The organism is Sphingorhabdus sp. M41, from assembly GCF_001586275.1.
Lineage (GTDB): Bacteria > Pseudomonadota > Alphaproteobacteria > Sphingomonadales > Sphingomonadaceae > Parasphingorhabdus.
The window spans coordinates 1,724,121-1,737,052 of the sequence record NZ_CP014545.1 but is presented as its reverse complement, the minus strand read 5'-3'; the positions used below and the strand labels follow the sequence as shown (position 1 = coordinate 1,737,052).

Annotated in this window: 12 protein-coding genes and 1 tRNA gene; 8 read left to right on the top strand and 5 right to left on the bottom strand. The window is 54.4% G+C overall.

Translation table 11 applies throughout. The annotated features are described in order from the left end of the window. Window position 1: 1 nt before the first annotated feature. The gene (hemF, locus tag AZE99_RS08250; protein ID WP_067199723.1) at window positions 2-859 is read right to left on the bottom strand and encodes an oxygen-dependent coproporphyrinogen oxidase; all 858 of its coding nucleotides are present in this window, start codon (window positions 857-859) and stop codon (window positions 2-4) included. Then, a complete protein-coding gene (locus AZE99_RS08245) occupies window positions 856-1,314 on the bottom strand; it encodes a tRNA (cytidine(34)-2'-O)-methyltransferase (RefSeq protein WP_067203443.1) in 459 nt (152 codons plus the stop codon). Before AZE99_RS08245 ends, hemF begins: the two co-directional genes overlap by 4 nt. Window positions 1,315-1,490: 176 nt before the next feature. On the opposite strand from AZE99_RS08245, the gene petA reads away from it, so the two are divergent. Genes petA through AZE99_RS08230 form a run of 3 tightly spaced genes read left to right on the top strand, consistent with a single transcriptional unit; the run spans window position 1,491 to window position 4,207 of the window. Further along, a complete protein-coding gene (petA, locus tag AZE99_RS08240; protein WP_067199722.1) occupies window positions 1,491-2,054 on the top strand; it encodes a ubiquinol-cytochrome c reductase iron-sulfur subunit in 564 nt (187 codons plus the stop codon). A 13-nt stretch (window positions 2,055-2,067) separates the two neighbouring features. Then, entirely contained in the window at window positions 2,068-3,336 is a 1,269-nt protein-coding gene (locus AZE99_RS08235) for a cytochrome b (protein ID WP_067199719.1), read from the top strand. Between the two features lie 22 nt (window positions 3,337-3,358). Next, window positions 3,359-4,207, top strand: a complete 849-nt coding sequence (locus AZE99_RS08230) for a cytochrome c1 (protein WP_067199717.1) — start codon at window positions 3,359-3,361, stop codon at window positions 4,205-4,207. A 115-nt stretch (window positions 4,208-4,322) separates the two neighbouring features. On the opposite strand, the gene AZE99_RS08225 is transcribed toward AZE99_RS08230, so the two are convergent. Next, window positions 4,323-5,792 carry an FGGY family carbohydrate kinase gene (locus AZE99_RS08225; RefSeq protein WP_067199715.1) on the bottom strand — a complete coding sequence of 490 codons (1,470 nt, stop codon included), beginning with the start codon at window positions 5,790-5,792 and terminating at the stop codon, window positions 4,323-4,325. 119 nt (window positions 5,793-5,911) lie between these two features. Here AZE99_RS08225 and glpD point away from each other — a divergent pair, with 119 nt between their 5' ends. Together glpD and AZE99_RS08215 are read left to right on the top strand one after the other, a co-directional pair. Continuing rightward, complete coding sequence (gene glpD, locus AZE99_RS08220) at window positions 5,912-7,420, top strand: glycerol-3-phosphate dehydrogenase (protein ID WP_231862570.1); 1,509 nt, start codon at window positions 5,912-5,914, stop codon at window positions 7,418-7,420. 54 nt (window positions 7,421-7,474) lie between these two features. Next, window positions 7,475-7,548: transfer RNA gene (locus AZE99_RS08215), tRNA-Gly, on the top strand. Between the two features lie 40 nt (window positions 7,549-7,588). On the opposite strand, the gene AZE99_RS08210 is transcribed toward AZE99_RS08215, so the two are convergent. Further along, window positions 7,589-9,172: an FAD/NAD(P)-binding protein gene (locus tag AZE99_RS08210; RefSeq protein WP_197460153.1), complete on the bottom strand. Its 1,584-nt coding sequence runs from the start codon at window positions 9,170-9,172 to the stop codon at window positions 7,589-7,591. 335 nt (window positions 9,173-9,507) lie between these two features. On the opposite strand from AZE99_RS08210, the gene AZE99_RS08205 reads away from it, so the two are divergent. Beyond that, window positions 9,508-10,584, top strand: a complete 1,077-nt coding sequence (locus AZE99_RS08205; RefSeq protein ID WP_067199708.1) for a sensor histidine kinase — start codon at window positions 9,508-9,510, stop codon at window positions 10,582-10,584. Between the two features lie 6 nt (window positions 10,585-10,590). On the opposite strand, the gene AZE99_RS08200 is transcribed toward AZE99_RS08205, so the two are convergent. After that, a complete protein-coding gene (locus AZE99_RS08200) occupies window positions 10,591-10,995 on the bottom strand; it encodes a response regulator (RefSeq protein WP_082788293.1) in 405 nt (134 codons plus the stop codon). Window positions 10,996-11,341: 346 nt separating this feature from the next. On the opposite strand from AZE99_RS08200, the gene AZE99_RS08195 reads away from it, so the two are divergent. After that, on the top strand, window positions 11,342-12,028 hold the full coding sequence (locus tag AZE99_RS08195; RefSeq protein WP_067199706.1) for a hypothetical protein: 687 nt from the start codon (window positions 11,342-11,344) through the stop codon (window positions 12,026-12,028). 209 nt (window positions 12,029-12,237) lie between these two features. Next, window positions 12,238-12,870, top strand: coding sequence for an EF-hand domain-containing protein (locus AZE99_RS08190; protein ID WP_082788479.1), 633 nt, complete (start codon window positions 12,238-12,240; stop codon window positions 12,868-12,870). Window positions 12,871-12,932 lie beyond the last annotated feature (62 nt).

Sequence of the window (12,932 nt, the reverse complement as noted above, 5' to 3'; positions counted from 1 at the left end):
TTCAGACCCACTTGGCTTCCGGCGGCAGGCTCATCAGGATAGCATCGACATTGCCGCCGGTCTTGAGCCCGAATGTCGTACCCCGGTCATAGACCAGATTGAACTCGGCATAGCGACCGCGCCATTCCAGCTGTTGCTGCTTTTCTTCCGCGGTCCATTCCATATTCATGCGCTTGCGCACCAGTTTCGGGAATATGTCCAGAAACGCTCGTCCGACGTCCTGCGTGAAGGCAAAGTGGCGATCAAAATCTGCTTCTTTGTCCAGTTCGATATGGTCATAGAATATCCCGCCGACGCCGCGATGCACCTTGCGATGGGGAATATAGAAATAGTCATCCGCCCATTTTTTGAACCGCGGATAATATTCCGGATTGTGCAAGGCGCAGGCCGAACGGAAGCGGGCGTGAAACGCCTCGGTATCTTCGTCATAGGGAATCGCGGGATTGAGATCGGCACCACCGCCAAACCAGCGCTTGGTGGTGCACAGGAAGCGGGTGTTCATGTGCACGGCCGGAACATGGGGGTTTGCCATATGGGCAACCAGGCTGATCCCGGTGGCGAAGAATCGCGGATCTTCTTCCGCGCCGTTGATCTGGGCCTTGAATTCTTCACTGAACACGCCGTCCACGGTGGAGATATTCACTCCCACCTTTTCAAATATTTTTCCCTTCATCAGACCCTGGGTACCGCCTCCACCAGGGCTGCCATCGGGATTCAGCCGATCCCATGGAATATATTCGAAGGCGGCTTCGCTGCCCGCCTCCGACTCAATTTTTTCAAATTCCGCACAAATCTGGTCGCGCAGTTCCTTGAACCACGTCTGGGTCGTGCGTTGCTGATCATCCAATGCTGAGGTCATTCCGGAAATTGTCCTGTTTGTCTAAGTGCTTCGCCCAAGGCCATGCCAGCCGATACCGCCAGATTCAAGCTGCGCATGCCCGGTTTCATCGGGATAGTGATTCGACCATCGCATTGGTCATGTATAGTCAGGGGAACTCCTGATCCTTCCGATCCAAACAAAAGAATATCATTCTCGCGATAGGCGAATCTGTGATGCGGTGCTTCTGCTTTACTGGAGAGCAGGATAATCCTTGATTCCGGGGAATCAACAGTTGCACGGAATGCATCCCAGTCGGCATGTCTGGTATACCGAACATGCTCGAAATAATCCATTCCGGCTCGTTTTAAACTACGGTCGCTGAACGGAAATCCACAAGGTTCTATGATGTCGACTGGCACGTCTAGGCATGCGCAAGTCCTTAATATTGTTCCTAAATTTCCCGCAATCTCGGGTTGATACAATGCTATCCTCATGGGCCGGTCACCATGACCGAGAAGTGAATGTTTGGTCAATCGAAAATTCCCTGTTGGCAAACCCTATCCTTCGCGGCTATCAGGCCCGCAATTCACTGCCTGTTCAATCTGTTGTAACGCAGCATCGAATACCCAGGCAGTTCAGGGGTCATAAATTTTCTATAGGGCTTGTTTGCATGGCAACGGTTGAAACAGCTGAAACGGCAGTCGCAGAAGAAAGCGGCGTTCGCCGCCGGGACTTTATCAATATCGCAGCAGTGAGCTTCGCTGGTGCCGGGGCGGTTGCTACCGTATTCCCGTTGGTCAATCAGATGAATCCAAGCGCAGATGTTCTCGCGCTGGCGTCGGTCGATCTCGATATTTCGGCTATTGATCGCGGACAGGCGATCAAAATCCTCTGGCGCAAGCAGCCGGTTTTTGTTCGCAATCTGACCGACAAGGAAATCGGTGAAGCCAATGCGGTGGATGTTTCCTCGCTGCGCGATCCGCAGACCTTGGGAGAACGGACCAAGGCCGGTAAGGAAAACTGGCTGATCACCTTGGGTGTTTGCACCCATCTGGGTTGTGTTCCGCTCGGCGCTTCCGAGGGCGAAGACAAGGGCGAGTTTGGCGGATATTTCTGCCCTTGTCACGGTTCGAGCTACGATACAGCTGCCCGCATTCGCAAAGGTCCGGCGCCCAGAAATCTGGATGTGCCAGAATATGAATTTCTATCAGATACCGTCGTGAAAATCGGCTAAAGGACAGAAGAAAATGAGCTTTCCTTGGGCAAAACAATATACGCCATCCCATCCCTTCATGCAGTGGATGGATGAAAAACTCCCCCTGCCGCGTTTGATGTACAATAGTGTTGGCGCAGGCTATCCGACTCCGCGCAATCTGAACTATTTCTGGAATTTCGGCTCGCTTGCCGGCGTTGCACTGGTCATCCAGATCGTGACCGGAATCATCCTGGCCATGCATTATGCCAGCAATGCCGGTCTCGCTTTTGATTCGGTCGAGCATATCATGCGCGATGTGAACAGCGGTTGGATGATTCGCTACGCCCATGCCAATGGTGCCAGCTTCTTCTTCATCGCCCTTTACCTGCATATTGGCCGCGGTCTCTTTTATGGTTCCTACAAGGCGCCGCGCGAAATGGTCTGGCTGCTCGGCGTGGTTATCTATCTGCTTGCCATGGCTACCGGTTTTCTTGGCTATGTGCTCCCATGGGGCCAGATGAGCTTCTGGGGTGCGAAGGTGATTACCGGTCTGTTCGAAGCCATTCCGCTTGTCGGCAAGCCGGTTCAGGAATTGTTGCTCGGTGGCTTTGCGCCGGACAATGCTACGCTCAACCGTTTCTTCTCGCTGCACTATCTGCTGCCATTCGTAATCGCTGGCGTGATCATCATGCATATCTGGGCTTTGCACCTTCCCGGTTCCAACAATCCTACGGGCGTTGATATCAAGGGGCCTCAGGACACGATCCCGTTCCATCCCTATTATACCGCCAAAGACGGTTTCGGACTGGGCGTATTCCTGATCATCTTCACGATCATGATGTTCTTCCTGCCGAACGCGCTGGGCCATCCGGACAATTATATTCCGGCCAACCCGCTTTCGACACCGGCGCATATCGTTCCTGAATGGTATTATTGGCCGTGGTACGCGATTCTCCGTGCCTTCACCTTTGACTTCCTGTTCATCCCGGCAAAATTGCTCGGCGTACTGGCGATGTTCTCGGCGATCCTGGTCTGGTTCTTCCTGCCATGGCTCGATACAAGTCCGGTGCGGTCGGGTACCTATCGCCCTAAAATGCGGATGGCTTTCTGGATCCTGCTCTTCGCCACCGCCGTGTTGTTCTATTGTGGTGGTGCCCCGGCGGCTGAACCATATGTGATGATGAGCCAGGTCGCAGGCGCCTATTATTTCGCCTATTTCCTGATCATCCTGCCGCTGCTGTCGCGGATCGAAAAACCGTTGCCGCTGCCCAACAGCATCACCGAAGCCGTGACCGGCAAGCCGCTTGAAAAAGCCAGCTAAAGTATTTTGAGGATTTGAAGAAATGGTAAGAATTTTCGGATTGTTGGTTGGCCTGTTCTTTAGCGGTTGGCTGCTGGTGTCCTTCGTGATGGGCGCGGTGACGGTTGTCAGCGAAGGGCTGCCTGAATCGCATCATGTGCCTGAGCCTAAGGATATCTCTTTCACCAGCGACGGACCGCTGGGGAAATTTGATCGCCAGCAACTTCAGCGCGGCTTTCAGGTCTATAAAGAGGTCTGCTCAGCCTGCCATTCACTGCGGCTCGTTGCCTTCCGTAACCTGGAAGAAATCGGCTATAATGAAGACGAAGTGAAGGCGATTGCTGCCAACTGGTCGATCGGAACACCGGATGCTGATCCGGATACCGGCGAAATGACCACGCGTCCCGGTTTGCCAGCGGATAAATTTCCCAAGCCATTTGCTAATGATATTGCTGCTGGCGCTGCCAACAACAACGCAATTCCGCCGGACCTGTCGTTGATGACCAAGGCGCGCCCCAATGGCGGTCCCTATGTCTATTCGCTGCTGACTGGCTATGAAACCGACCCTGCCAAACTGGCTAAACTGCCGGAAGCAGAACGTCCGGGACCGGGATTGCATCACAATCCCTATTTCCCGAACCTGAACCTCGCCATGGCACCGCCATTGGTATCGGAAGATCAGGTCAGTTATTCTGACGGCACCAAGGCGACGGTCTCTCAGATGGCAGAAGACGTCTCGGCTTTCCTGATCTGGACTGCAGAGCCCAAGCTGGAAGAACGGCACCAGACGGGCTGGGCGGTATTGGCCTTCCTGCTGATCGCGACAATCCTGGCCTATATGTCCTACCAATATATCTGGGCGGACTTGAAAGCGCAGAAAAAGAAAGACTGATCACAGTCTGATATGTGAAAAAAGCCCGCTTAACCGCGGGCTTTTTTATGTCCAGCGAACAGGATTATCTGGCCTGTTGCGCTAGCGACTGCGGCAATATTTAAAGCTGCACAATCTAGGTGCGCAGCACTCCGTCCACAGCTCTTTGCCATCCTGCGAGACGCTCCGCACGAATATCGTCGTCGAGCGACGGTTCATAGGCGGTGAGCCCGGATATCATCACTGACGCTTCTGCAAGTGAAGCATAAATCCCGGAACCTACCGCTGCCAGCATTGCAGCTCCCAATGCGGTGGTTTCAAAAAATTCCGGTCGCTCGACGGTAATATCCAATATGTCTGCGAGATCCTGCACCATCCAGTCATTCGCCACCATACCGCCATCGATCCGCAGATTTTGCCAGTCGACCCCATCAGCCGAAAAGGCAGTTTTCAAATCGTGACATTGATAGGACATGGATTCCAGTGCAGCCCGGGCGATATGGGCCTTTTTCGAGGAAAAGCTGAGCCCGGAAATGCTCGCGGTGGCATCGGCACGCCAATGTGGTGCGCCCAGTCCTGACAGGGCAGGGACCAGATAGACCCCACCATTGTCGGGGACGGACCTTGCCAGTTCCTCGCTTTCGCCGGCAAATTTCAGCAAGCCAATATCGTCTCGCAGCCATTGCATCAGACTGCCGGCGACAAAAACGGATCCTTCCAGAGCGTAGGTCCTTTTGCCCTGGTGCTGATAGAGGACGGTCGACAGCAGCCGGTTCTCCGATCTGGGAGCGATATCTCCACTATTGGTGAGAATGAACGCGCCGGTACCGAAGGTCGCCTTGGTCTGACCGACCTCCAGGCAAGCTTGACCGATGGTTGCCGCCTGCTGATCGCCAGCCGCGCCACTAATGGCAATAGAGCCGCCAAACATATCAGCAGCGGTGCAGCTAATTTCTCCCGCACAGTCGACAATCCGCGGCAGCGCTGATTTGGGAATATCGAACATTGCCAGCAGTTCATTGTCCCAGTCATCGCCATCCAGCGCCATCAGCATGGTTCTGCTGGCATTGCTGGCATCCGTGACATGTTGCCCGCCACTCAGCCGGTAGATAAGATAGGATTCGATTGTGCCGAACGCCAGATTGTCTCCCGCTGCTCGGACCTCCGGATAGTGTTCCAGCATCCAGCCGATTTTGCTGCCGGAAAAATAGGGGTCAAGCAGCAGGCCGGTTTTGGCCTGAACCATCGGTTCCAGACCCTCGGCCTTCAATCTGTTGCATGTCTCCGCTGTCCGTCGATCCTGCCAGACGATTGCCCTGCACAGCGGCTCGCCGCTGCGTTTGTCCCACGCGACAACGGTCTCCCGCTGATTGGTGATGCCAATCGTAGAGATTTTGTCGGCACCGCCTGCCTGTTCGATCATTTTTTCACAACAGCGCAGGGTCTTGTCCCAGATTTCCTTTGCATCATGCTCGACCAGGCCGGGTGCCGGATAAAATTGCTGCAAGGCTTCCTGCTGCGACCCGTGGAGCATGCCCTGCCGGTCGAACAGCATCGCTCGGGTAGATGTCGTACCCTCGTCGATCACCAATATATTCTGTGCCATAAAATCCTGCTCTCGCTAATCCGTTACACGCTAAAAGTTCGCATCCAAAAGGCAAGCAAAAGCCCGTTATATTGCATTGCAGCATTGCGGAAATCGCCAGTTACTTTATGACGGCGGCGATGTATGATCTGGCCATCATTGGCGGCGGCATTAATGGCGTCGGAATTGCGCGCGACGCAGCGGGCCGGGGGCTTAAGGTCCTGCTGGTCGAACGCGACGACCTTGCCTCGCATACTTCGTCTGCCAGCACCAAATTGGTCCACGGCGGCCTGCGCTATCTCGAGCATTATGAGTTCAATCTCGTTCGCAAGGCGCTGAAGGAACGCGAAGTGCTGTTGCGCGCAGCCCCGCATATCATCTGGCCGATGCACTTTGTCCTGCCCGTTGATGAAGGCATGCGGCCTGCCTGGCTGCTGCGCCTTGGTCTGTTTCTCTACGATCATCTGGGTGGTCGCGACATATTACCGGGCACTAAGAGCCTCAACTTACTTAAGGATCATCGTGGTGACCCGTTGCAGAAGCGCCTGAAAAAAGGCTTCGCCTATTCCGATTGCTGGGTCGAGGATGCCCGGCTTGTGGCGCTGACTGCCCGCGATGCCGCTGACAGGGGTGCCGAGATCCGGACTCGAGCGGAATGTGTCGGACTGGATCGAAGTGCGGATCACTGGGATTTGCAGATCCGGCGGCACGGAGAGACAAGGACCGAGCAGGCTAAGATTCTCGTCAATGCCGCTGGCCCCTGGGTTGATCCGGTCACGGCGCTATATGACCGCAGCAACCATGCGGCGAAGCTGCGTCTGGTCAAGGGCAGTCATATCGTCGTGAAACGCAAATATCGGGGCGATCACAGCTATATATTCCAGAACAAGGACGGCCGTATCATCTTCGCGATTCCCTATGAAGGCGATCACACGCTCATCGGCACAACCGACGAGCCATGGAGCTATGCCGAGGGCGATGCCAAGATCAGTGACGACGAGATTGCCTATTTATGCGATGCCGCCAGCGAATATTTCGCAAAGCCGGTTACCCCGGACGATATCCAGTGGACTTATTCCGGAGTCCGCCCATTGTTCGATGATCACAGCCGCAGCGCTGCCACGGTAACGCGCGACTTTGTCTTTGATTATGATAAGGAAAATGGTGCCCCGGTGCTCTCGATCTTCGGCGGCAAGATTACGACTTATCGGGTGCTGGCGCTGCAAGCAATCCGGACGCTGTCGGACGCTCTGGATGTAGATGGCGATGACTGGACAAAAGGAGCAGCTCTGCCCGGCGGTGATTTTCTGCCCGACGGTTTTGACGCCCTGGTCGATAAATATGCGGATCGATGGGATTTTATCGAGCGATCCACCCTGCACCGTCTTGTTCGAGCCTATGGCACCGATACCGCGATCATTCTTGAAAAGGTCAAGACCGTTTCGGATTTGGGCCAGTTATTCGGTGCCGGTTTGACGGAAAACGAGATCCGCTGGCTGATCGATCGGGAATTTGCCTGCACGGCCGAGGATATCCTCTGGCGCCGTTCAAAACTGGGTCTGCATATGACCGACGCCGAGCAGCAGGCTGTGGCACGATGGTTTGATCAACGGGAACAGCACACAAAGGCAAATCTCGACCTTTCCTGATTGACGGACCATAAAAGCAGTGGCAATAGCGGCCCATCCGGTCGATCTGGAAATGCGGGTGTAGCTCAATGGTAGAGCAGAAGCCTTCCAAGCTTACGACGAGGGTTCGATTCCCTTCACCCGCTCCAACCCTCCCATTAGCAAATGCACCTCTGAAAAGAATTTGCTTCAGCCATCCGTCGCAACGCGCAATATATCCTCAGCGACACGGCGTGCTTGATGCGAGCATTCGACCAAACCCTGCGAGAACGGATGGCGTTCCAAGACCTGCGGTATTGCCAGACAGTAAATCTGACTTTCTACATCCTGGGCAAAGTCCAGCGCGAACGGCTGCAACACCGGACTTTCGGGATCGCTTAAAGCGTTGACCAGTCCGGGAAAGGGCAAATCCTTCAAACTTGCCGGAGCCTGTCCGCGCGCATCAACCATGACATCAAATCGCGTGGGGCCATCCTCGGTATCCACCTCGATACCACCATCTTCCGTTGATCTAAATTCGGCTCCTTCCTCAGTTGCCACAAGCTCAAGCACACCAGCATCGTACAGCGCTGTGACACGAGCGAGAGAAAGGTGCGGCACAGCAGCATAACAATCGGCAAAGACCGGCATGAGATGATCGAGGAAAAGCGCATAATCTGCTTCTGTCAGCTCTCGCAATATGCGATCAAATGCCTCGTGGCCGCGAAGCAAGGCATAGCGATGGGGGATGGTTTCCTTGCGCCGCATGGTCTCGCGCGATCCGGCCAGATCCCGTTTGACCGCTCGCAACCCACCGAGCTCGCGTCGACGAGAAAAATATGCCGGTGCAAAGCCTTCTACGGTTCTCGCGGTCTTGGGCAAACTGTCCAGATATTCGGGATCAACCGAGTCCAGTTCGTCACATAGAAGTGTGAACACGCGATCCAGAAGACCGTGTTGTCCGCGGTCAATCTCTTGCTCGATTGCCTCATCGGTAAGGCATGTCAGCGGCTGATAGGGAAAGGGATAATAGAAATCGCCTTCTGGCATGATTCCCATGTGCGACACCATGGTGATCCGCAGCGCATCATCGACATCATTCGCTAACCAGCTGATTCTATCCCCGTTTTCCTCAAACTGACCATGGGCATGACCAAGGGCCACCACGATATCGATCGCTGACAGCGAGGAACCGAGAACACCGATATCATTCTCGGCCAGGTCGGTGATATTCGTATAGGGCCATGGCGATACTAGCTTTACCCCGTCGATTTCGGGAATGTCGGGCCAGCTATGGCCCGAAGCGATTACGACGATGTCGAACTGTGCCGTTTCATCGATCTGAGCTGACACATAGTGAATGGTCGCTTTCGCCTTGCCGGCGCCCTCAAGGTCGGTCACGCGGCTGTCCGTAAGCACTTTGACTTTGTGGCCAGCAGAGCGCGCATTTTCGCATAGTTCACCGAATTGTGAATGGAGATATTCCCCGATCAGCACGCGGGGATAAAATGCGCGGGCTGTCAGGTCGTGGGCAGATAATTCCCACTCGCTGAGTTCGCGGGCCGGACGGTCCTTGAGCCAGTCAATCAGCGGCCGCACAGGGGCAGGGATCTCGCGGCTAAAGGCGTTGCACAGCATATAATCTGCATTCAGGTCGGGATCGTACGGCATGCCCATCCCTGCCGATGGCGAGGCTTCGAAAATGGTGATCGAAAGCGGTTCTTCGCTGGCAGCGAGATATTTCAGCAGGTAAATTGCCATGGGTCCGCTGCCCACAATTCCAATCTCACGCACGAAACAGTCCCTTTCAATGGGGCAAAGCGCGGGATTGTTGAGCGCTTTACGAAGGATGGTGATGACGGTCGACAATTCAAATATATGATATTTACAGTGCAACTCCATAGAAGCTAATACGTTGCATTGTCGACAAGCTGCTCTGAGTGCTCTGCCAGACTGTAAAAGGATACTCTGTTCGACAATTTGCCTGGCAGAAGTGATCTAAAACCCACCCATTCAAAAAAGTTCTATTTAAATTTGCTGAAAACAGGCTAAATTGATTGGCTCCGTTGCCATAGCCTATGATGGTAAAGCTCCTGAGCATCAGACCCAAGAAACAGTGAAAGCTGAATATGCCAACCCGTAGCGAAATCAGAAATTTCAGGTTGCACGAATATAGCGACCAACAGCGGCGTGACGCAAAGCTTCAGGCGCGGGGCGCCTTGCAGCTGAGCGGTGATGCGTTTCATGCACTTGCTGACACGATGCCTCAGATGGTCTGGTCAACGCTACCGGACGGTGACCATGATTATTATAACGCTCGCTGGTATGAATTTACCGGAGCACCAGCCGGGTCAACCGATGGCGAAGCCTGGGCCGATATGTTTCATCCCGAAGACCAGCCAGAAGCGTGGAAACGGTGGCGACACAGTCTGGAAACCGGCGAGCCCTATGAAGTCGAATATCGTCTTCGGCATCGCTCCGGGCAATATCGCTGGGTTCTCGGGCGGGCGCTGCCGATCATCGGGCCGGACCAGAAAATACAGCGCTGGATCGGCACGTGCACAGACATCGAGGATGCCAAGCAGACGGCAAGCCAGAACGAGATACTCAGTCAGGAGCTGAGCCATCGTATCAAGAATATATTCGCCATCATCTCCGGATTGATCAGCATGACCGCACGCGGAGATGAGAGTTTCCGGGAGCCTGCGGAAACCCTGAAGGGCAGGATTGCCGCCTTGGGGCGCGCTCATGAATATGTACGCCCGCACAATGACAAAGAGCAGTCTGAGGCGGGCGCTGTCACAATTCAGCATCTTCTGTCAGAGATATTTGCCTCCTACCCGGCATTTTCGGAGAAAAGACTGCGCATCACCGGAGGAGACATTACGGTAAGCGATCGCGCAGCAACCCCGATCGCGCTGGTATTCCACGAATTGGCAACCAATTCGATGAAATATGGCGCGCTGGCAGCGGATCAAGGCCAGGTCAATCTGGAGATAGCGAGTAGTGGCAAGATGGTGATATTCAAATGGACCGAAATGGGAGGGGAAGAAATCTCGACGCCGCCGTCTCATTCGGGATTTGGCTCAAAACTGGTTGAGATGTCGGTTACCCAGCAATTGGGCGGAAAGCTCGAACGGCTATGGCTGCCCACCGGTTTGCAGATAGAGATGGAAGTGCAGCAATCCCGCCTGACGGGAAGCTAGCGGGAATCAGTCGAACAGCTTCATCCGTGGCGGAGGTTCGACGTCATCATTGTTATTGGAAACCTCTACCAGATAATGCAGAACATCCTTTAATACTTCGATTTCGACCGGCTTGGAAACCGCGCCAAGCGTCCCTTCGACACCATCTCCCAACTGTTTGGGGTTAGCGGTGATGAATACGACCTTCACGCCAAATTCGTTGGCCAGCCGGGCACCGATGATCGGTCCGGTCGGCCCATCGCTCAGATTGACGTCGACGAGCGCAATGTCCGGTTTCTTTGCAACCATTTCGATCGCAGATTCTGTGTCATCGGCAACACCGATACAATCATATCCCAAATTGCCCACAATCTGTTCCAGCTCCATGGCAATGAGAAATTCGTCTTCGACGATCATAATCTGAGAAGTCATAATGTTTGTCCGCTAAAATGTAATTGCATGCTTAACGCGAGAACCGCACATCTGGTTCCCAATCTTGGTCAAACAAATCATATTTTAGGCAATCGAATACAATCAATCACTAAGTATATTTGCGAGTGTCGCTTCACGGACAGCCGACGGCTTTGGTTGAAGGACGGGAATTGCCCAGTTGCTTCGATTGCCCGCCAAGCAAAGAATTCGTCAGCCACGCGCGACAGACGAACCTTCCTTGAGCTTGAGCAGGGGAGTGTAATATCAGCGGTCGGCATATCATAGGCGGCTAATCCATTTGCTTCGCCTTTGCACATGGCTAAGGTTCAGACCGAGAGGGAATTTCATGAATATTGAATTTGTTAAAGTCTTCAGGCCGCTGCTTTTGGCGACGACCATGGCGGTGACGGTCGCGCCGGCTCCGGCGTCTGCGCAATTTGGCGGCATCTTTGGCAGCAAATCCCAAAATGAGAAAACCGAAGCTCCACAAAGCAATGACAATCGGGACGCAGCGTCAGAAATTCCCGACACAGCGACCATCACACCTGATGGGGAAGTCGGAACAACGGAAAGAACAGGCGCCAGTTCGTTCGGCACCTTATGCGGAAACGGGCAAGGCAAGCCGGACGAAACCGAAGCCAAGGTAAAGCGCAAAGGCCTGTTCGGCATGGCCGATCGCATGGCGAGTGTAACCCGGAAGATACCGTTGGTCGGCGACTTTCTGGTCGATAGTGCAAACAACCTGTCGCAGGCCATTTCGTGCAGACTCTATCCGGAAGAGCAAGAGCAAGCCGCAGAAGCGACTCAGGTCGCCACCGAGGGCGGCGAGATTGGCAAGACGGTCGAATGGCAAAGCAGGGTCCGTGAGAATGTCTCGGGAAGCTCGACTGTCTCGTCGAAGAACGCATTGCCCGATGGCACGCCGTGCATGGTGCTGGCCGATATTGTGATCGTCGATGGCGAGGAACTGAAAGTCTCGAAAACCATGTGCAAATTGCCGGGGGCTGCCCGTTACACCATAATGCAGTCATGATCTAAGCCAGGCTCAGAGCCCGTGTCATCGCGATGAAGCGTCATTCGTGGCTGCAAACTGTCGCGAAGATGAACCATCGCTGCTCATTGTTACATTTTGCGACAATTTTGGTCCGTTCTGACAAAGTTCAGCGACATCTCGGCGTTAGAACAACATTCATGGCGGAACGACAAGGCCGCTTCCCTGAATTGGACAATGAGGAATATATTATGAAAAAAGCAATTTTGATCTCGAGCGCTACCGCTTTGTTGATGGCTGGCGGAATAGCAGTTGCCGCTCCTGGCGATCGCGGCATGCGGGCGGATACCAATGCCGACGGTGCAATAAGTCGCGCCGAACTCACCGCATCACTGAACACCCGCTTTGCCAAGATGGATGTGAATGGCGATGGTCAGCTTTCAAAGGAAGATCGTGAAGCCAGACGTGCAGACCGTTCAGCCAAGCGCGGCGAGCGTTTTGCCAAGGCGGATACCAATGGCGATGGCGAATTGACCCAGGCCGAGATGGAAGCCGCTCGCAGCGCTCGTAGGGCGGAACGATTTGCGCGCGCCGACAAGGATGGTAACGGTAAATTGAGCCAGGAAGAAGCCCAGGCGATGCACGGCAAGCGCGGCGACAGAGGCATGCGCGGTAAAGGCCACAAGCGTGGTGGTCATGGCATGGCTATGATGCGCAATGCCGATACCAATGGTGATCAGAAGATCAGCCAGGCAGAATTTACCGCAGCAGCGCTGGCCCGCTTTGACAAGGCCGACACCAATAACGACGGCAAGCTCACCAAGGAAGAGCGTCAGGCCGCTCGTGCAGCCTATAAGGGCGAACGGAATAACAGAGGCGGTTAATCCCTGAACCACTCTTTTCACGAACGGATCGTCAGCCATCTCCCCCTCTCCCCCAATTGGCT

Excerpts from the sequence above, each read along its gene's own strand:
- hemF (WP_067199723.1), bottom strand. The coding sequence starts at position 859 with ATGACCTCAGCATTGGATGATCAGCAACGCACGACCCAGACGTGGTTC.
- AZE99_RS08245 (WP_067203443.1), bottom strand. The coding sequence starts at position 1,314 with ATGAGGATAGCATTGTATCAACCCGAGATTGCGGGAAATTTAGGAACA.
- petA (WP_067199722.1), top strand. The coding sequence starts at position 1,491 with ATGGCAACGGTTGAAACAGCTGAAACGGCAGTCGCAGAAGAAAGCGGC.
- AZE99_RS08235 (WP_067199719.1), top strand. The coding sequence starts at position 2,068 with ATGAGCTTTCCTTGGGCAAAACAATATACGCCATCCCATCCCTTCATG.
- AZE99_RS08230 (WP_067199717.1), top strand. The coding sequence starts at position 3,359 with ATGGTAAGAATTTTCGGATTGTTGGTTGGCCTGTTCTTTAGCGGTTGG.
- AZE99_RS08225 (WP_067199715.1), bottom strand. The coding sequence starts at position 5,792 with ATGGCACAGAATATATTGGTGATCGACGAGGGTACGACATCTACCCGA.
- glpD (WP_231862570.1), top strand. The coding sequence starts at position 5,912 with ATGTATGATCTGGCCATCATTGGCGGCGGCATTAATGGCGTCGGAATT.
- AZE99_RS08205 (WP_067199708.1), top strand. The coding sequence starts at position 9,508 with ATGCCAACCCGTAGCGAAATCAGAAATTTCAGGTTGCACGAATATAGC.
- AZE99_RS08200 (WP_082788293.1), bottom strand. The coding sequence starts at position 10,995 with ATGACTTCTCAGATTATGATCGTCGAAGACGAATTTCTCATTGCCATG.
- AZE99_RS08195 (WP_067199706.1), top strand. The coding sequence starts at position 11,342 with ATGAATATTGAATTTGTTAAAGTCTTCAGGCCGCTGCTTTTGGCGACG.
- AZE99_RS08190 (WP_082788479.1), top strand. The coding sequence starts at position 12,238 with ATGAAAAAAGCAATTTTGATCTCGAGCGCTACCGCTTTGTTGATGGCT.